Genomic DNA, 18935 nt, shown 5'->3' with positions numbered 1-18935 from the left:
ATTGATAGGGGCTTTTTTATGGCTATTTAACCGCTAAAGTAAAAGAACAGCTGATAGAGTGCAAAACTTAAAATCAGGCTTAGCCAAATCGGGAGTTTGGTTCGAAGCAGTAAAATCACCGCGATCACAAAACCTAAGTCAGTCCAATGCTTGAAATAACTTTGTCCCATTTGTATCACTAAACACAGCAGTAAACTTACCACTGCCGCATTAATCCCAATCACGGCTTTTCGTATCGCAGCTTGCTGCATAAGCCAAGACCAATAAGGCAAGGTTGCAAAGATTAAAAAGAATGAGGGCAGAAAGATTGCTAAAGTGGCTAGAACCACATTCAGCCAAACAAAGGGCGTTAAAGGCAATAAAGCACCTAAGTAACTGGCGAAACTAAATAAGGGGCCGGGCATGAGTTGAGCCAGCGCATAACCTAAGTCAAATTGTTCGGCAGATAAAATATGGCTGACGACGAAGTCCTGATGTAAAAGTGGCAAAATAATATGCCCGCCACCAAAAACCAAAGATGCTGCTTGGTAAAAACTAAACAGGCTCTGTGAGAACAGTGAAGAAGATGAATGCCACACCATAAAAACCACAAAAGGCAAAACAAAGGCAATCAGCCAAAGATAAGCCTGCTTTGCTTGGACTTTTGATTTTAAGCTGCTGTCTTGAAGCTTTGATGTCGAATCTGCTGCAAAATAAATACCGACGAGAGCAGCAACTAAGATGACGATAACTTGGCTGAATGACCATGGTGAAAAGTAAAGAAACAAGGTGCTAAGTAGCATCAGAACATATTGCCAAACGCTTTGGCAGAAACTTGTCAACATTTGCCAAAAGGCCCAGACCACCACAGCAAAAACGATCAACTGAATGCTATGTAGTGTCATCGCACTGAGTTGATTGAAGTACTGTTGACCCAGTACCGCAAGACATGCCATGAGAAGCATAGACGGTAAAGTAAAGCCGAGCCACGCCATACACGCGCCGCGGTAGCCTTGGAGCTGATAACCAATGGCAATACCCACTTGGCTGCTGGTCGGCCCAGGGAGCAATTGTGCGAGAGCAACCAGTTGGGCGTATTCAGCATCACTCAACCACCGAAGTTGTTGTACAAAATGTCGGTGAAAAAACACCAAATGAGCAGCAGGCCCACCAAAAGACAAGCAGCCCAATTTTAAAAAGTGCAGAAAAATTTGAGTGATATGCTGAGTGCTCATGTTGAATTATGCTGACAAATTGAAACAGATTATAATGGGGGAATATGACGCTTTTACGAAAAACAACAGTACTTGGACTGCTGATTTTCATACACTATGCTGCTGGAAAACTTCGCTCTATCTCAACCTCGGTGAATCATGTTAAACATTAAACTTAGCCTTATGTCGTTTACATTGCTCGCTTTAGTCGGCTGTCAAAGCATGCCTAAAGTTGCTCAAGAAACGCCAAATCAGGCGTTTTTAGCCGAAACTGAGTTAGGTGAAGCTCAAGAGCGACTCGACCAGATCAATTTTAAACAGCTCAAAAAAGAACAGAACCGTCCAATTATTGCCTTGGTGTTGGGGAGTGGTGGTGCACGTGGTTATGCACATATTGGCGCAATTCAAGTTTTAGAGCAGTCTGGGATTCGTCCCGACTTTATCGTGGGAACCAGTGCTGGCAGTATCGTCGGATCGCTGTATGCAAGCGGTAAAAATGCCAATCAAATTCGTGATATTGCGCTGAATATGAAAGCCAGTGATGTGCGCGATATTCGTTTGGACATGAAAGGTTTCTTTGATGGTCAAAAAGTTGAAGACTATGTCAATGAACAAGTGAGCGATATGCCACTTCAAAGCTTACCTATCCCGATGTATGTAGTGGCGACGCAATTAAAAGAAGGTAAAAAAGTTGTCTTTAACTATGGCAATACTGGGCAAGCGGTTCGGGCATCGGTATCGATCCCGAGTATGTTCATTCCAACCAAGATTGGTACTGATGAATATGTAGATGGTGGTTTAGTCAGCCCAGTACCTGTTGATGTCGCACGTAAGTTAGGGGCAGATATTATTATCGCGGTCGATATTCTGGCGCAGCCGATGTATACCGAAACCTCAAATGTCTGGGGACTGTTCAACCAAAATATCAATATCATGCAAAAGAACCTTGCACAAATTGAGCTGAAAAATGCTGATATTGTGATTCAGCCAGACTTGCGCGAGAAAGTACATATTTTTGATGTGAGTGGACGTGAGTTGACTATGCAAGCTGGGGTCGATGCAACCGTTGCGCAGTTAGGACAGATTCAAAAAGTTTTTGCGCAGAAAAATTATAAGCAAAAATTGAATATTCAAAGTATTCAAGTAAGAACGCATTGATCACGCGTGATTTCGACATAAAAGCCTGAATGGGCTTTTATACATCTCTATAACTCGAATTACAATTAATCAGGCTCAAAGCCATTTATATGCTGCGAAAATATCACAGCGACAATGTTTTTGAATAAATTAAAATTTAAAGAAGGCCTATAGATTCAAAAGCTTAGTCTTCTTTATATATATTTTTTTGAATGATACTTAAATCACTATAAATAATAATGATGGTTTTGTTACCAAATTTAGCGTTCAAAACCGATATAATAAATGTCACATATCCTATTATCTTACCAATTAGAGAACGCGATGTCCCCATTAGATCAAATTGCTGCGGCTGCGGATGACCAGTCTGAACTCACTATGTCGGTCTTAATGACACCTGATATGGCGAATTTTTCAGGAAATGTGCATGGTGGCACCATTTTGAAACTGTTAGACCAAGTGGCATATGCGTGTGCAAGTCGTTTTTCAGGAAGTTATGTGGTGACCTTATCGGTTGATAAAGTTAATTTTAAAGAGCCGATTCATGTGGGCGAGTTAGTGACTTTCTTGGCAAGCGTGAACCATGTCGGTCGTACTTCAATGGAAATTGGTATTCGTGTTGAAGCACAAAATATTCAAAAGCGTACAGTACGCCATACCAATAGCTGTTACTTCACCATGGTTGCGGTAGATGAAAATGGTAAGCCAAAACAAATTCCTGCATTGAATTTGGACAATGACTGGAAGCGTTGCCGTTTTGAAGCGGCAGAACAACGTAAGGTCGCGCGCTTACAAGAGAACCATCATCCTTCGTGCAGTATTTATAAAAAAGCATCGCATAGTTAAGTTTTAAAAAAAGATCTCCTACACAGGGGATCTTTTTTAATGTCTGACGTTTATGTTTTGAATAGAAGCTTATATGGGAAAACTATGCAAATTTGGCTTTCTGCACCTGTTGATCTTGAACTGCTATAGTCCATGCGCATAAATAAAAAGAAACCAAGATAGGATATATCTTGGTTTCAAGTGACGCTAAAAAGTTGTTGCGATCCAGCAGGAGAGTAAGGCCACTGGATCTCTCAATATTTCAATTATTTAGCGGCTTTTTCTTGATTCGGTTGCTCTGCTGATGCTTCCGAAGCTGGTGCATTTGCACTTAAGTCTGTAGTTTCAGCTGTTTCTTGGGTTGAGACCACAACTTTGTCTTCTTGAGCTGGTGCTTGTTGAGGTGCAGCAAAAGTTGCAAAGCTCGCAGCTGTTAAAGATGTTGCAATAATTAAGTGTGAAAGTTTCATGGTTTTGGCATCCTTATATTTTATAGATAAAAATAGTTCAGACTGATCATCACATCAATTTGAACTGAGCTTCATGCTATCGCCTGAATATCTGCGGTTCAATCGAAGCAACAATGTGAAAAGTGCACATTACCTAAAACTACAGATGATGAAAAAATAGTAAGCTTTAAGTAACAAGTAGAAGTTTTTTGTGAATAGATTGACATAAAAAGAAGAATTAATGATCAATGCAGATAGTAGAAAACTCACATAAACTGTACAAAGCATGCGAATTAAGTGCGGAAGCTTAATTTTGGTCCTGAGTAAAATGTAAGGAAGTTTGTCTAATACGGGTATCGATGAATGGAATGTCAGCCAATTGAATGCTGAGTGTTCGATGCCATGGATTTGAGATGAGAAAATTGGTGATTTAAATTAAGATGATGGCTTATTTTATTGTGTTGTTTTTATCATATTCCATGCTAGGTATAAAATTTTGAAACTGATGTCGATGCCGCAGGCGGTTCCTACGCATATTATTTCAGGCTTTCTTGGCGCGGGTAAAACTACTTTGCTCATGCATTTGTTAGGTCAGAAACCGGAACATGAAGTTTGGGCGGTACTGATGAATGAGTTTGGGCAAATTGGCGTAGATCAACAGCTCATGCCACAAACGGAAGGCTATGCGGTAAAAGAATTACTAGGTGGTTGTTTATGTTGTAGCAGCCAACTACCGATGCAAATAGCACTGTCTCGTTTGCTCTCAGAACAAAAGCCTGATCGGCTGTTTATTGAACCCACAGGCTTGGGACATCCAGCACAGTTACTGGAGCAACTGACCGAGCCACATTGGCACTCGACCCTGCACGTGCGTGCGCCGATCACCGTGCTGGATGGTTCGCGTTTACATGATTATGCTTGGACAGCACAAAATCTCTATCAGGATCAATTAAAAGCGGCGCAGATTGTGGTGGTTTCGCATCAAGCTCAAATGCAAAAAACAGATCAAGATGCTCTTGAAAAACTGCAAAGTGAATATCAGCCTTATGCTCAGCAGTGGTTGATGGCAGAGCAGGGCAAGATTGAGCTTACGCAAATCGATTTTGAGTACATCGGAACAAAACGACTCAAGCAGCCTTTACTGAACATTCAGCAACAGTTGAAAGCGACTCAACAAGATTTTCCCGAGATTAAACAGTTGCCGTATCACTATGTAGAAACAGCGCAAGGTTATAGTGTTGCAGGTTGGAAAATGCCGAAGCGTTGGTTTTTTGACTTTTACGATTTATTAGATTTACTTTGTGAACAGCAAGATTGGCGACGGATTAAAGGAATTTTCCATACCAATCAGGGATGGAAGGCATTTAATTTCAATCCTGAACAATTTAACTATCAAGATGTCGAAGAAGGGATTGATAATCGAGTTGAATTGATTGTTCAAAACGAAAGAGATTGGATGGATTTTGAAAGCGCACTTTTTGCATGCCGCATTGAGCAATGACTTAAATTGTTTTAAGCAAAAAAAGCCGAAATCTTATATGCTAGTCGGCAAATTTGAGGATGGTATGTATGGCGCTTAAAGCTACAATTTATAAGGCAGATTTGAATATTGCCAATATGGATGTCCACCAATATGGGGACTATCAACTGACTTTGGCATTGCATCCTTCAGAAACCATTGAGCGTTTGATGGTGCGTTTGTTAGCGTTTGCACGTTTTGCGGATGAAGCTTTAGAGTTTACCAAAGACTTATTTGAAACCAATGAGCCTGCGCTGTGGGAAAAGGACCTCACGGGTCAGTTGGTGAAATGGATTGAAGTGGGCAGCCCAGACGAAGATAAAGTGAAAAAAGCCAGTGCACGTTGTAAGCAAGTGGCGATTGTCACTTATGGCACAGCGGTCGATGAATGGTATAAGCGCAACAGTAAGTTGAAGACATTGAACAATGTTGAAATTTGGCAGTTGTCGACTGCAAGTACTGAAGCAGTTCAGGCCCTGTGTGAGCGTACCATGCAACTTCAGTTGAATGTGATGGATGGTGAGTGGACCTTAATTGGTGACCATGCACAAGCCATTATTGAATGGACGAAATTGCAATAAGCATGCAGTTTAACTAGATTTATTGATTGAACAGGTTGGGAGCGAAAACATGAGCGCAGAATTAGAAATTATTGATTTGGTTGTCGGTGAAGGTAAAGAAGCGGTTAAAGGTGCTTTAATCACCACGCATTATACGGGTTGGTTAGAAGATGGAACCAAATTTGACTCATTTTTAGACCGCGGGAACTACTTTGAAACTGTGATTGGGACAGGCCGTGTCATTAAAGGTTGGGACCAAGGGATTATGGGCATGAAAGTGGGTGGTAAACGTAAACTCATCGTGCCATCACATTTGGCTTATGGTGAGCGTAAAATGGGTAATATTATTCCTGCCAATTCAAATTTGATTTTTGAAATTGAGTTGTATGATGTAAAAACACGTGATTAATCAAAAATATTGATAAATAAAAGAGTCAATTACAAGGATGTATTTGATTCATTTGTAAAAACACTTGGTTTTTAAGAAAAACATTTGTAGATTAATTATTAGGCAGAGCGTATTTAAGGGAAGAGTCGCTTTTGTATAGCTCATTGAGCAAATGGTCTTTGTTTGGGTTTGTTTTAAGCTGTTTGTTGGTTTTAAGTTTGATACCTTCGACGTGGGCACAATATGAAGCTGAGCCCACGCAGTATTATTTGCATCAAAAAAATGTCAATGACATTCAATTCACCGAACAAACCACCAGTTATTTAAAAGGTACATGGTCTTATTATGACCAAGAGCTGATTTCTCAGCCTAATCGTAAACTCCCTTCTAAAACTACCGAATTGCCAATTTCATTTCAAGAACTTACAGGTAGTAATACGGGTTATGGGACTTTTGTCGGTCATTTCAAAATTCCGGATGAATTTATTGGCCGAAGGCTAGCCATTCATATCCCCAATCAAAATTGTGCTTATCGGGTTTATCTCAATGGCGATTTTTTAGTTCGTTTAGGGGATGTCGCGGATAATGCGGGAGCACAGCAAACAGAAAATGCACCGCGGATTGCTTATTTTGTCCCTGACAGCCCCTATTTTACTTTAAGTATACAAGCCTCAAACTTTAACAATTTACGCGGCGGCCTTGAAAGCCCCATGCATATTGGCATTGCTAAAACGATTAATCGACATTATCAGCAACTGATGATGAGTATCGCCATGATCTGTGGCGTGGTGTTTGGTGTAGGAATGTTCACCACCATGTTCTCGATGTTCCGTGGTTCAGATGAACGGAATAGTAAAAGTATTTTTGTTTTTGGTATTTTTATTTTATTTCTTGCCTTACATAATCTTTTTACTGCGCCATATGCTTATACGACCTTCCTAGATATCAACTGGTTGTGGGGCATACGTTTAGAATATTTATTTATCTATTTAGCGGTCATATTTTTTTTGAGCTATATGTATTTGCTCAATCAGTACTATTTACAGCGTTGGATTTATACCGTTTCCATTTTGGTTTTGACCTTGAATATCGTCATTACCTTGTTATCCGAGCAAGTTGTTTTTGAGCAGCTGGCTTTTTATAGCGCATTTTTCAGTATTGTTATTTTGCTTAATTTTGCCTATGGTTTTTACCTTACTTTAAAGACCAAACAAAAATATTCGAAAATCAATTTATACGCCGTGGTATTGCTGTGTATATCGGTCCTTCATGACTTTTTACTAACGCTACATGTGATTGATTCTATTCATCTATCTTTTATCTCTACCAGTCTGTATGCACTTTTGGTGATGTTCCGACAATCACGTAACTATGCTTATCAGACTTACCATACCGAACGTTTAAATAATAATTTAATTGAATTGAATGATTCTTTAGAGCAAAAAGTGCAACAGCGCACCTCTCAATTACATGACTTAAATGAAAAACTCGAATATCAAATTCAAATTGATGCCTTAACAGGCGCCTATAATCGGCGTGCATTGAATCAGGAAATTCAGCAGCGCTTTATTGAAACACAACAAAATAGTCATGCAACTTTGGTTTTTGCCATGATGGATGTCGATTATTTCAAAAATTATAATGATTTCTATGGGCACCTAAAGGGCGATGAAGTTCTGCAAAATCTGGTCAAAGTGATTGGTGCAGTACTGCCACATAATGCCTACTTAGCACGCTATGGTGGGGAAGAGTTTGCCATTGTTTTATATAATGTCCCAATTGCGATTATTAGTCAGATTATGCAAACCGTTTTAGATGCAGTGCGTAGTGCGCGCTTTGAGCATCATAACCGCCTAGATGGCAAAGATTATGTAACTTTGAGTATGGGGGTGTCGTGGATGGATCATGAAACGATTTATGCCAATATTCATGACCTTATGAAAGCGGCCGATTTAAAGCTTTATCAAGCCAAAGAAGCGGGCCGTGATCAGATGAAAATGCCCAATGAATCCTATGAAAATGAGTGAATTTAGTTGAGTCATACTTCTGTTAATAAACCTTAGGATAAGAGTTTAACCATGGTCACCATTTTGGGATTTGGAATGTCTTGGACATGGATTTGAAAGCCATGTTTTTGATAAAAAGAGCATGCTGTTTGGGTGCTTTCTAAACTCATTTGGTGAATTTTTTTACGTTTAAGATGTTCAATAACGGTTTCTAATAAGGCTTTCCCAATACCGCGCTGTTGTTCAGCGGATGAAATATAATTGAGTAAAATACGACCTTGATCACTGACCATAATAAAACCCACTACGTGCTGATTGAGTACATAAACCCAGCTGTCGTTATAGTGCATCCACATAATCAGGTTGGATTGGGTTTTATTTTCTAGCCAAATTTGAATCGTACTTTCATGGCGATGATGGTCTTTGATACATGATCGAATACTGTCGTGCACGACATCTAAAATTTCAGAAATGTCCTGAATTTGGGCTGCCCGTATCATCTTTTCTTCTTAGAGCTATAGAAGCAGCTATTTCATGCTAGCGACTATATTTATTAAATTGAATTACTGTTAGTACGGATGTAACTTTGTTGTTCAATCGCACTAAGTTAATTATTTTTTATAGTGATTTTGTGAGTGAAAAATCACATATCGTGATGCCTTTCACGTTTGTACGAATATGTGTTGAATCACTTGAATGGGTCTGAGAATCAATACTCAATTACAAGTCATCGAATTGAGCATTTGATTTCATACGTAGTCTGTTTTAATTAATTTGGTGTTTATTTGAGCGATAATGCTGTATTTTAAAAGGGAATATTTGTTACGAGAGCAGAGCATGGCGACATTTTTATTGATGATTTGCATACTCATTGCTTTGGTTGCAGCATCTATTATTGTAATCAAAATTCAAAAAAAGCAGCGCTTTCTGAAGCGACAAAAAAAAGCGGTTGAATCGGAAGCAGTATCTCCGCAAATGGCAACGCATACCAATATAGCACCTCAGGTAGAGCGTGTTATTGAAGTTGATGCTTATGAACAAGAGCTGTTCGATGATGTGGCGACTCTGTTTCTAGATCAAGCGATATTGCTTACAGCTGAAGAAGATGCAACGCTGATGCAAAGTACCTTATTGGTCAAAATGCCTGCGAAAACGCAGACGCAAATCCGTAAAATGGATCTTAATGAATGGTCTATTTTTTGGAGTTTTTATGATCAGTCACTTGAATACTATGTGAGTCGTTATGGTATGTTTTATACGCATATCGACCGTAGTGGACGCGAGCATAAAAAAAGCCATCGTACTCGCGATTGAGCTCTTCGCTTAAGCCTCTACAGTATCCATCACAGCTATGGATAACTGTTTAAGAATTCGCTCTGCAACATGAGTTAAATAGAAGTCATCCTGTTTTAAACGTGTCATTAAGATTGCGCCCTCATAATCAGCAACACTGATTTTAGCCAGTGCCTCCGCTTGAGCGATAGGCATGACTTGCTGAAAATAGTGCAACAATGCCAACTCCCAATCTTGAAAAATTGACTGAATTTTGAGATGAATTTGTTCGGATAAATGCGGGATTTCCAAAGACAGCATCCCGACTAAGCAGCCTTGAACACCCGTACTAAAAAAGCTGACAGCTTGTTGGTGCAAGTGTTCAAAGCGAACGTAATGCTCCAAGTGCGTATTACGCAAGATGCTGAACAGTTTATGGTTTAAGTATTGCTGGCTGACGTGCAAGATATCTAAAACTAAAGCTTCTTTATTGGGATAATAATAATAAAATGCTGCTTTACTGAGCCCACAAGACTTTGCTAGTAAATCCATACTGGTGCCTGCATAACCATGGGTTTTAAAGGTTTGCATGCAATGCAACTGGATTTGTTCTTTACTCAGTTTTTGTGGGCGCATAGAGCTTTAACGTTCCGTAGTGGTTTGTGATGATAAATAGCTATCGAAAGTGTTTAGCATATTGTCCCAGATGACTTCGGCTCCTTGGCGGAAATATCCCATGTGTCCAATTTCTTTCAAGCCGTAGTCATTGGCTTCAATATTGAGATAATGCATGTTCGCATGCCGATAATGCTGCATAAATGCGTGCCTTGAGTTAGGTAAAGCCCAGTCATCATCCAGTGCTGAAACAGCATAGATTGGGGTTTTAACCTGTGCATATTGTTCCAGTAAGTGTTGTTGCTCGGGATCTGCAAAAAAGTAGGTTGGATTTTTACACCATTTTCGCCACTGTGTGTAGACATCTACAGGTAAATCGGTACCCATTTTCAGTAGGCTCCAAGGCAGATAGCCCTTTAGTGCAACCATCGGCGGGAAAATAATATTCCACATGATATGCACTTTCATTTTCTCCCGAAACGGCATATAGCCATGCCAACCCGCACCCGTGCCAAAGCAATACATCGCAGTGACTTGGTCATGGTTGTGGGTTAAACCGAGTGCTTGGCCTCCATAAGAGTGTCCAACCACAAAAATAGGTTTGTCATCTTTGCGGATAGAGTCAATGACAGCCGACAAGTCTAGCTGCCCCCAGTCCAAATAGGACATGCTGAAACCTTTGAGTTGTTTCGGTGCAGAAAGCCCCACACCGCGATAATCAAAAGTTAGGACTTGATAACCTAGAGCTACTGCATACTCGGCAAAGCGGCGATAGAACTGCTGTGGTACACCTGTTGCACTGGCAACAATGATGTTGGCTTTGATTGGCTCAGATGAGCGATAACGTGTACCAACAAGTATATAACCATCGGTTGCTGAAAATTTTACAGTTTGTTTCTCTATTGGGGTCGAATCTAAATGGGCGGTGGCTTGCATTATCGTTTCTTCTTTTTTGTTAAATACTAAAGTGGGTTCCAGACTTTTAAGTTTTATTGCCCTTGCTTTACTGTCCCTTAAACTGAGCAGGGCGGCGTTGCAGCATTGCCATGACACCTTCTTGGACATCTTGGGTTTTGAGTAGCGGGCTGAGGTGCTCTTGTAAATGTGCAAAGGCATAGTCTGCGCCATGTTGTACTGCTTGTTGTGCAGAAGCCAGCGTGGCTTGAACGGCGAGTGGAGCAGCATGTGCAATTGATTCTGCAAGGGCCAATGCTCGTTCTAATGCAGCATTTGGCGTGGATGCTTCTACGACCTCGGTAATTAAATTGAGATCGAAAGCTACTTGAGCATTGAAGCTGTCACCTGTGAGTAGATAGCGCATAGCCTTGTTCCAACCCGCCGCTTGTACAAAGCGAACCGTTGCACCGCCAAAGGGTAAAATACCGCGCTGCACTTCCATTTGGGCAAATTGTGTATTGGCATCGGCAATCACCACATCGGCATTGAGCATCAGTTCAATTCCCGCGGTAAAACAAAAGCCTTGGAGTGCCACAACCACGGGTTTGGTACGAGGTCTTGAACTGGTGCCCCAAGGGTTAATTTGTGACGCGGGAAAGTCGAAAACGCCTGCAGTGAGTTTGGGTTGCAACTCAACCAAATCAAGCCCAGCTGTAAAGTGTTCCCCGTGTGCAAAAATCACGGCACAGCGCAGTGAAGGATCATCCTCATATTCGGTGAGGGCCAGTGATAAGTCATGAATCATATGACTATCGAAAGCATTGCGCTTGGCTGCGCGATCTAAACCAATTAAAAATAACGAACCGCGAACTTCGCGACTGACACGACCTTGTTGTTCTGACATTTTGATTATTCCTACATCGTTTTATAAGTTTTTAAACGATTGTTAGAAAACTGTCAAAACTTATGCGTATTCATTCTGTGACTCGATAGTTTGATCCGATTCCCCGAAAAAAGAGCGACGTTTAGATTGAGCGGAATTGTCTTGCCTTTATTGAGTTTTTTTTCATAATAGCAGCACTTCTTTGAATACCAGTTGAACCATGTCTAGCCTTGAAATATTTGCAGTCATCATTAGCTTAATTGGGGTGACGTTGACCATTAAGCGCAATATGTGGTGTTGGTGGTTTAACTTCGCTGCTTTCTTGTTATATGCCTATTTGTTTTATACCTATAAGCTATATGGCGAAACCATTTTGCAGTTTTTCTTTGTAGTGGTGAACTTTTACGGTTTTTATCACTGGCTCAAAGGTAAACAACAAGATCATGATATTCGGATTGAACCGATTACAGCTCGGCAAGTGATTTTGCAAATGCTGCTTGCCGCTACGGCTGGCGGAATATTTGGTCTGAGCTTAAAGTATTTGACCGATGCAGCTGTACCGCTACTGGATGCGCAGCTCGCAGCGTTTAGTCTGTTGGCGACCTATTGGACCAGTCGTAAACATATTGCGACATGGGTGCTGTGGGTATTTGTCGATATTGTTTATGTCGGTATGTTTATCTATAAAGATTTGTTCCTAACCGCGGCTTTATATGCAGGCTTTGTTGGCTTGGCGGCTTTTGGCTGGTGGCAATGGACTCAGGTACGTCATAAACAACAGCTCAAAAGTGTATAGGCTGGGTAGTGTTGATTGATTTTAAACAAATACAATTGGCTCAATTTGAGTCGGTCATTGAACGGTTAAAAGGAAGTCCACAGCAATATTTGGACTTTGCTTCGGTTGCGGATTTTTATCAGGCCACTTGGCTGGATGACTTACCCAGCAGTGCAAGTTGGGCGGTTACAGGACTGGATGATGGGGCCGAGCATTTTGATATTCGCTTGGCTTGTTTTGAGCGCGTGGTTTTTATTTATATTGCAGATGATATTGTCATACAGAATGGCGCACATTGATATCTAGATCAAGGTATAGTCGGTGCTGGAGCATCGTCTATATTTGACCCTTCTACAGGATGACGAGATCCAGTTTTTCAGTCCTGATCAGGGCATGGATGTTTACAAAAACAAAAAATAAAGGATTTAATGCTATGGCACATCAGTTTGTAGTCAATGCCACCATCAACGGTGTTTCGTTGGATGACTTCCGTCGACTCGCAGCCAATATCAGCTTACATGAAAATGTTTGTCGTCGTATTCCCGGTGAGAAGTTGGAAATTTTGGAGTCGAATAAAGTCGGCGATATTTATACCCTTAAGCGCGCGTATAATTTGGATGTCAATATTCCCGATATTGCGAAGAAATTTCTAAAAGATGCCTTTCGCTTACAACGTACCGACGTCAGCAATTTAGTTGTGCTCAGTTCGGAAGTCCGTTTAGACCCCAATCTACCTTTAGAAGCTGTGTGCCAACGTAGTGTATCGGGTAATGATGAGCAGATTCACTTTCAACTGGAGTGGACGGTAAAAGTAAAAGTGCCATTGATTGGTGGTATGTTAGAAAAACATGCTGAAGGCGAAATTCGTAAGTTTAGCCAAATCGAGCTTGATATTGTGGAAGATGAACTGCGCCAAAATCTGCATGCAGAAACCTTAAGCTAAAGGTTTTGACATCATATTTTCAAATTAGGTTATATAAAAAGAAAACCCTTCGATTGAAGGGTTTTATCATTTTAGTGCTTCGTCTCGAACCGAGTTCGATAAACCAAAGCTGTGAAGAAGCAAACCAAACAAACCAGCCAAATATAATACATCGCGCCAATGTTGCTATAGAGGCTGAGCCATTGAACCAAAGGCAGTGTGATGCCTCCTGCAATGGCATAGGCAACATTGTAGGAAAACGAAATGCCTGAAAAGCGGATCGGAGCAGGGAACATCTTGACCATGCTATAGGACACAAGTCCAACCGTGCCTGAAAAGAATCCCAAGAGCATATACAGTACAAAAACCGTAGTTGGACTGACCGCACCTAAACTGTGATAGAAAATGGTTGCGATAGCGGCGACACCGAGCGAGCCAAAAATCAAGACCTTGGCTGCACCAAAACGATCTGCCAATGTCCCAGCGAGTATACATCCCAACATTTGCATGATGATCGCAGCACTTTGCATTTGAAAAGCATCGCTACGTTCAAATCCAAAGGCACCCGTCAGTAAGTTTGGCATGGCTAAAATTAGGACTACCACACAAGCAGTTAAGAACCAGGTCAAGAGCATGCCAATCACCACGGCGGTTTTATGGCTGCCTAAGACTTGTTTCACCGGCATTTCTTTAGACAGCTCTTTACGTGCTTGGATGGCTTTGAATACAGGCGTTTCTTTCAAATAACTACGTAAATACAAGGCCACTAAGCCAAAAATACCGCCCACAATAAAGGGAATACGCCATGCCCAATCATGTATAGCTGCTTCACTAAACTGAAGAGAAATGAACAGTGACATTAAAGCACCGAGCAAGATGCCGAGAGACAAACCTGCTGTGAGCAAGCCATTGGCAAAACCAATTTTTTCAGATGGGACATGTTCGGAAACAAATGTCCATGCCGCTGGAATTTCTCCACCAATTGCAATGCCTTGTATCACTCGCATAAGGAGCAAAAGCAGCGGCGCAGCATACCCAATTGTTTCAAAAGTTGGCATGACCCCGATCATGAGGGTGGGTAAAGCCATGAGTAAAATAGACAAACTAAAGAGTCGCTTACGACCAATGAGGTCACCAAAGTGAGCCATGACCACCCCGCCAAGTGGACGGAAGAAGTAACCTGCGGCAAAAATACCGTAAGTATTTAGCATGGCCCAAAATGGGCTGAGCCCTGCGGGAAAGAATAGCTCAGAAATAATTTTGGCGTAAAAAACATAAATAACAAAGTCATAGAACTCAAGTGCACCACCGAGTGATGACAGCCCAAGGGTACGCTTGTCTTCTCTGGTCAAACGTGGTGTTGCATCCATGCGTATATTTCCAAAGCTGAATAAAGGTTTATATTTGATTTTAAAGAAGTCTTTTTTGAATGAATAATCAATCTTTCTTTACTGGGTTCGAACTAAAAATTATACATGAATCAACATCGTTGATTTGACGGTCAACGTAAATTTATAACGCAGGTGAGATAAAAGGCTTATGATATAAAAAGAATAAATAGGTATAAAAATTTAGGATTTGTGTATGAGCGTCATTTTACCTGTTGCACAACGTGGTGAAGATATTTTAAGACTCAAAGCTGCTCGCGTCGCAGATGCAGAATTTAATAGCGACTGGCTCATGCAGTTGGCTTCTGCCATGATTGCGACCATGTTGGAGCGGAGCGGTGTGGGCATTGCCGCACCACAAGTCTATATTTCAAAGCGGGTCATTATTGTGGCTTCACGGCCAAATTTACGCTATCCCGATGCACCTGAAATGGACGCCGTGGTGATGGTCAATCCTGAAATTTTAGAGTTTTCGCAAGCAACGACCTTAGGTGAAGAAGGCTGTTTAAGCGTACCGAATGAGCGTGGTCAGGTACAGCGTGCGCAAAGCATTAAGGTGCTGTATCACACTTTGACTGGTGAGGTAATGGAAAGCACTTTTGAGGGTTTTCCTGCACGCATTGTGCAACATGAAATCGATCATCTAAATGGTATTTTATTTGTCGATCGCCTGAGTGCTTAGTCGCGAGTGTCATTTTATTCATCTTTATATTTAAACTGTTGTGGGGTCTGCCCCAAATGACGTTTAAACATGGCACTAAATGCACTCGGATTGCTATAGCCAAGAGATCTTGCAATCTGCGCGACAGATTCACCACTGGCAATTTTACTTAAGGCATGGGCAATATGCATTTGCTGAACCCATGCGCGATAAGACAGCCCCGTTTCCTTTTGAAACATGCGCATCAAGGTTCTGGAGCTGGTGCCAATTTCATCTGCCCATGTGCTTAAATCTTTTAACTGATCGGGCGTACTTAATAGTGCTTGGCAAATATTCATTAAGCGTTTGTCTTGTGGCCACGGAATTTGAATGGGCAACAGATTGGCTTTATGAATTTCATCAAAAATTAAAATCTGTAAAGATCGAGACAGTTCATCAGAGCTGATCAGCTCGGAAGGTGGAATGTGTTCAATCGCATTGAGCCGAATAAGCAGTTCATGCAATAACTTACTGACCCGAATAATAAAACAATGTTGCCCCAGCAGTGCAGCTGCATCGGCTTGAACCAATGCCGTATTGAGCTTTGGCTTAATGAAATCACACTGTGCTCGACATGGGTCGGGATCCATAGCGCACACATTGGTGGCACGATCCAGACATGATTCGGGGTGAATACTTGAATCATCCCGGTCGAAGCATATAGAAACTGCGCCCGTGAATGGGTATGCGCAGGGGTAATCTCTCGATAGGTATGCTCAGAAGAGAGTCCAATCACCAATTCGGACATTTCGGTTTGAATCAGAGAATTTGGCATGTGTGTCTTTAAGTTGTCAGTTATACAATGATTATTGGAAGATAGTCTTATGAATGACATTTTACAATCAATGCCTGATGAAAAATACATGGAGTTTGCGAGGTATGTCGTCTTCAATTCAAATGAAAGAAGGTATGGGCGAAGCTACGATCAATGAGCAACAACAAGGCATGATCATAAAAGTGGTGGGAGCTGTGGCGGTTGCACATCTGCTCAATGACTTGATTCAAGCCGTTTTGCCAGCCATTTACCCGATGCTGAAAACCAATTTTTCCTTAAGCTTTGCACAAGTGGGACTGATTTCATTGGTGTATCAAATTACGGCATCGCTACTGCAACCTTGGATTGGACTCTATACCGACAAACATCCGAAACCTTATCTATTGCCACTCGGCATGGTAGTGACTTTTAGCGGCATTTTACTGTTGGCTTTTTCTCCGAATTTTATTGTACTGCTCATGGCTTCGGCATTGATTGGTGTCGGGTCTTCAACCTTTCATCCTGAAGCCTCACGTGTGGCGAGAATGGCTTCGGGTGGGCGCTTTGGCACAGCACAATCGACTTTTCAGGTCGGTGGCAATGCAGGTACAGCCATTGGGCCTTTATTGGCAGCGTTGATCATTGTACCGTTTGGACAGCACGCCGTGGCATGGTTGATTGTATTTGCCTTACTGGCGATTTGGGTGCTATTCGGTGTCAGCCGTTGGAGCATCAGCCACAGTAAAAAACAATTGGCTGCGAAAGCGTATCAAGTGCAAAGCAAACTGCATGGGCGTCAACTCGTCATCGCGCTGTCGACCATTTGCGTTTTGATGTTTGCCAAATTTACCTACATCGCCAGTATCAGTAACTATTTTACTTTTTATTTAATGCACAAGTTTCAGCTCAGTTTGCAAAGTGCGCAGTTGCATTTGTTTGCCTTTTTGGCAGCGGTGGCTTTAGGTACATTTGCAGGTGGGCCGATTGGAGACCGAATTGGACGTAAAGCAGTAATTTGGGTGTCTTTTGTTGGCATGGCACCGTTTGCTTTAATGATGCCGCATGCCAATCTATTTTGGACGACTGTACTGTCGATTATCACAGGTTTAGTACTTTCCTCTGCCTTTGCCGCAATGGTGGTTTATGCACAAGAAGCCGTTCCGGGACGAGTTGGCATGATTGCAGGTTTAATGTTTGGTTTAATGTTTGGGGTGAGTGGCATCGCCGCAGCAGGCTTAGGATATTTGGCTGACGTCAAAGGCATTGAATGGGTGTTTGGTGTGTGTTCGTTATTGCCTTTACTCGGTTTAGCGACCTTCTTTTTACCGAAGACCCAAGCAAACTAACTAAATACTGCTGACCTATAGTTTCAATCGCGCTATCTTATCAAACTAAGATGGCGCGATTGCATTTTGGCCTGATGATTATTGTTATGTATAAATGCACTGGGGTTGTGTGGTTTGATTTTAGAGGATTGATGTAATGACTGATCTGAATGCTGTACTCAAATTTTCATTAGGCGTAGATCGACTTTCATTTGAAATGGATGGACAGCATATTCGGTTAGACCACGGTTTAAGCTTTATACAGTCAAACAGTATGCGTCATGGGTTACTGGATGAACTTGCGATTGAGTCGATGATTTATGTGATTGAAGAGTTGTTAGAATCCGTTCAGATGAAGTATGTCCAACCTAAGACCGCCATGACTTCAGATGTATTATTCCAAAAGGTTTTAGCATTATTTTTCTCAGATCAGCAGCAACTTGACCGTGTGCAACTTGAAAGTGCTTTTAATACCTTTGTTGAGCGCAGGGAATACTATGTGTCTCAAGTGGCTGATGATGGTCTTTCTAGTTTGGTTTACTTTATTGTACTGCGGGAGATGATGCATCACTGGAATGTGGTCGACATTCAATTTGAATCGCTTGAAGCGGCTCAATTGCATTAAAAACGTAAAAAATAGGGAATGACAGACAGCAGAATCCCAATGCCACTCAGCAAGAAATGGCTTTCTATAAAATAAGGGAAAACCATTAAAACCAGACCAGCAACTAAGGGCACAGTCATTTTTTGTTTTTTGCCATAGAGAAAATAGCCTAAACCAATTGAGCTAAAGATCACGCCGAGTAAGAGTTGAGTGCTGTTCATGATGATGTTTCGTGCATTGTTATTCTCTGGAAGATATTATGCCAAGATTTTTAAAAGAAGATATAAAAACTAAGAGCGTGTGATGCAACCTTATAACAAGAGCTTAAAACTTCCATCGCGTAATTTACGTAGCAATATGACCGATGCAGAACAATGGCTATGGCAAAGATTACGCCGTAAACAAATTTTAGGATTACAGTTTTATCGGCAAAAGCCAATTCTCAACTTTATCGTGGATTTTTATTGTTCCGCTGCGAAGCTTGTTATTGAGTGTGATGGGGGACAACATTACACCGAAGATGGTCGTTTAGCTGATCAAATTCGAGATCAGGTTTTAAGTGAATTAGGGCTTGTGGTGCTGAGGTTTAGTAATAGGCAGATTTTGACTGAAACTGATGCTATGGTGGAACAGATTTATTGGATTGCGAAACAGAGATTGGAATCCCTCTCTTGCGAAACGTAGTTTCTCACTTTAAAAAAGGGGGACTTTACGTGAATTTGC

The 18935-nt window shown here is 41.4% G+C and carries 22 protein-coding genes and 1 pseudogene; 14 read left to right on the top strand and 9 right to left on the bottom strand.

Annotation, left to right across the window (positions count from 1 at the left end; translation table 11 throughout):
* Window positions 1–26: 26 nt before the first annotated feature.
* Complete coding sequence (chrA, locus tag F986_RS09595) at window positions 27–1214, bottom strand: chromate efflux transporter (RefSeq protein ID WP_004694454.1); 1188 nt, start codon at window positions 1212–1214, stop codon at window positions 27–29.
* 138 nt (window positions 1215–1352) lie between these two features.
* Between chrA and F986_RS09590 the strand changes: the two genes are divergently transcribed.
* Entirely contained in the window at window positions 1353–2351 is a 999-nt protein-coding gene (locus F986_RS09590; protein ID WP_017396838.1) for a patatin-like phospholipase family protein, read from the top strand.
* 303 nt (window positions 2352–2654) lie between these two features.
* Window positions 2655–3176 (top strand): acyl-CoA thioesterase, encoded by a 522-nt coding sequence (locus F986_RS09585; RefSeq protein WP_004694449.1) that lies wholly within the window; start codon window positions 2655–2657, stop codon window positions 3174–3176.
* A 245-nt stretch (window positions 3177–3421) separates the two neighbouring features.
* On the opposite strand, the gene F986_RS09580 is transcribed toward F986_RS09585, so the two are convergent.
* A complete protein-coding gene (locus tag F986_RS09580; RefSeq protein ID WP_004694446.1) occupies window positions 3422–3625 on the bottom strand; it encodes a hypothetical protein in 204 nt (67 codons plus the stop codon).
* A 475-nt stretch (window positions 3626–4100) separates the two neighbouring features.
* Here F986_RS09580 and F986_RS09575 point away from each other — a divergent pair, with 475 nt between their 5' ends.
* The 4 genes from F986_RS09575 to F986_RS09560 all read left to right on the top strand — a co-directional run bounded on the left by F986_RS09575 (window position 4101) and on the right by F986_RS09560 (window position 8098).
* Complete coding sequence (locus F986_RS09575) at window positions 4101–5105, top strand: CobW family GTP-binding protein (RefSeq protein ID WP_197926863.1); 1005 nt, start codon at window positions 4101–4103, stop codon at window positions 5103–5105.
* A 68-nt stretch (window positions 5106–5173) separates the two neighbouring features.
* Window positions 5174–5704, top strand: coding sequence for a YaeQ family protein (locus F986_RS09570; RefSeq protein WP_004694442.1), 531 nt, complete (start codon window positions 5174–5176; stop codon window positions 5702–5704).
* A gap of 49 nt (window positions 5705–5753) precedes the next feature.
* Window positions 5754–6092 carry an FKBP-type peptidyl-prolyl cis-trans isomerase gene (locus F986_RS09565; protein ID WP_004694439.1) on the top strand — a complete coding sequence of 113 codons (339 nt, stop codon included), beginning with the start codon at window positions 5754–5756 and terminating at the stop codon, window positions 6090–6092.
* A 158-nt stretch (window positions 6093–6250) separates the two neighbouring features.
* A complete protein-coding gene (locus tag F986_RS09560) occupies window positions 6251–8098 on the top strand; it encodes a sensor domain-containing diguanylate cyclase (RefSeq protein WP_017396839.1) in 1848 nt (615 codons plus the stop codon).
* Between the two features lie 32 nt (window positions 8099–8130).
* Here the strand turns inward: F986_RS09560 and F986_RS09555 are convergent, their stop codons facing one another.
* A complete protein-coding gene (locus F986_RS09555; RefSeq protein ID WP_004694436.1) occupies window positions 8131–8577 on the bottom strand; it encodes a GNAT family N-acetyltransferase in 447 nt (148 codons plus the stop codon).
* Window positions 8578–8914: 337 nt separating this feature from the next.
* On the opposite strand from F986_RS09555, the gene F986_RS09550 reads away from it, so the two are divergent.
* A complete protein-coding gene (locus F986_RS09550) occupies window positions 8915–9391 on the top strand; it encodes a hypothetical protein (RefSeq protein ID WP_017396840.1) in 477 nt (158 codons plus the stop codon).
* Between the two features lie 9 nt (window positions 9392–9400).
* Here F986_RS09550 and F986_RS09545 read toward each other — a convergent pair whose 3' ends face one another.
* The 3 genes from F986_RS09545 to F986_RS09535 form a co-directional block, all read right to left on the bottom strand.
* A complete protein-coding gene (locus tag F986_RS09545; protein ID WP_004694432.1) occupies window positions 9401–9985 on the bottom strand; it encodes a TetR/AcrR family transcriptional regulator in 585 nt (194 codons plus the stop codon).
* Window positions 9986–9991: 6 nt separating this feature from the next.
* Window positions 9992–10900 (bottom strand): alpha/beta hydrolase family protein, encoded by a 909-nt coding sequence (locus F986_RS09540; protein ID WP_004694431.1) that lies wholly within the window; start codon window positions 10898–10900, stop codon window positions 9992–9994.
* A 67-nt stretch (window positions 10901–10967) separates the two neighbouring features.
* Window positions 10968–11765: a crotonase/enoyl-CoA hydratase family protein gene (locus tag F986_RS09535; protein WP_004694428.1), complete on the bottom strand. Its 798-nt coding sequence runs from the start codon at window positions 11763–11765 to the stop codon at window positions 10968–10970.
* A gap of 199 nt (window positions 11766–11964) precedes the next feature.
* Between F986_RS09535 and pnuC the strand changes: the two genes are divergently transcribed.
* From pnuC to F986_RS09520, 3 genes are all read left to right on the top strand, one after another.
* Window positions 11965–12540, top strand: coding sequence for a nicotinamide riboside transporter PnuC (gene pnuC, locus F986_RS09530; RefSeq protein ID WP_004694427.1), 576 nt, complete (start codon window positions 11965–11967; stop codon window positions 12538–12540).
* A gap of 8 nt (window positions 12541–12548) precedes the next feature.
* Window positions 12549–12818 carry a hypothetical protein gene (locus F986_RS09525; RefSeq protein WP_004694424.1) on the top strand — a complete coding sequence of 90 codons (270 nt, stop codon included), beginning with the start codon at window positions 12549–12551 and terminating at the stop codon, window positions 12816–12818.
* 134 nt (window positions 12819–12952) lie between these two features.
* Window positions 12953–13462 carry a DUF2505 family protein gene (locus tag F986_RS09520; RefSeq protein ID WP_004694421.1) on the top strand — a complete coding sequence of 170 codons (510 nt, stop codon included), beginning with the start codon at window positions 12953–12955 and terminating at the stop codon, window positions 13460–13462.
* A gap of 71 nt (window positions 13463–13533) precedes the next feature.
* Here the strand turns inward: F986_RS09520 and F986_RS09515 are convergent, their stop codons facing one another.
* On the bottom strand, window positions 13534–14811 hold the full coding sequence (locus tag F986_RS09515) for an MFS transporter (protein WP_004694420.1): 1278 nt from the start codon (window positions 14809–14811) through the stop codon (window positions 13534–13536).
* A gap of 214 nt (window positions 14812–15025) precedes the next feature.
* On the opposite strand from F986_RS09515, the gene def reads away from it, so the two are divergent.
* On the top strand, window positions 15026–15511 hold the full coding sequence (def, locus tag F986_RS09510) for a peptide deformylase (protein ID WP_004694417.1): 486 nt from the start codon (window positions 15026–15028) through the stop codon (window positions 15509–15511).
* A 14-nt stretch (window positions 15512–15525) separates the two neighbouring features.
* On the opposite strand, the pseudogene F986_RS09505 reads toward def, so the two are convergent.
* Window positions 15526–16304, bottom strand: a pseudogene (locus F986_RS09505) (AraC family transcriptional regulator).
* 104 nt (window positions 16305–16408) lie between these two features.
* Here F986_RS09505 and F986_RS09500 point away from each other — a divergent pair.
* Together F986_RS09500 and F986_RS09495 are read left to right on the top strand one after the other, a co-directional pair.
* Window positions 16409–17629, top strand: a complete 1221-nt coding sequence (locus tag F986_RS09500) for an MFS transporter (RefSeq protein WP_004694413.1) — start codon at window positions 16409–16411, stop codon at window positions 17627–17629.
* 136 nt (window positions 17630–17765) lie between these two features.
* Window positions 17766–18233 carry a hypothetical protein gene (locus tag F986_RS09495; RefSeq protein ID WP_004694411.1) on the top strand — a complete coding sequence of 156 codons (468 nt, stop codon included), beginning with the start codon at window positions 17766–17768 and terminating at the stop codon, window positions 18231–18233.
* Here F986_RS09495 and F986_RS09490 read toward each other — a convergent pair.
* The gene (locus F986_RS09490; RefSeq protein WP_004694410.1) at window positions 18230–18433 is read right to left on the bottom strand and encodes a hypothetical protein; all 204 of its coding nucleotides are present in this window, start codon (window positions 18431–18433) and stop codon (window positions 18230–18232) included. The two genes, F986_RS09495 and F986_RS09490, sit on opposite strands and share 4 nt — an antisense overlap.
* Window positions 18434–18515: 82 nt before the next feature.
* Here F986_RS09490 and F986_RS09485 point away from each other — a divergent pair, with 82 nt between their 5' ends.
* Complete coding sequence (locus F986_RS09485) at window positions 18516–18896, top strand: endonuclease domain-containing protein (RefSeq protein ID WP_004694408.1); 381 nt, start codon at window positions 18516–18518, stop codon at window positions 18894–18896.
* The last annotated feature ends 39 nt before the right edge of the window (window positions 18897–18935 follow it).

Source organism: Acinetobacter johnsonii CIP 64.6 (assembly GCF_000368045.1).
Taxonomy (GTDB): domain Bacteria; phylum Pseudomonadota; class Gammaproteobacteria; order Pseudomonadales; family Moraxellaceae; genus Acinetobacter; species Acinetobacter johnsonii.
The sequence above is the reverse complement of the archived record's forward strand: the minus strand, read 5'-3'. Positions and strand labels throughout refer to the sequence as shown.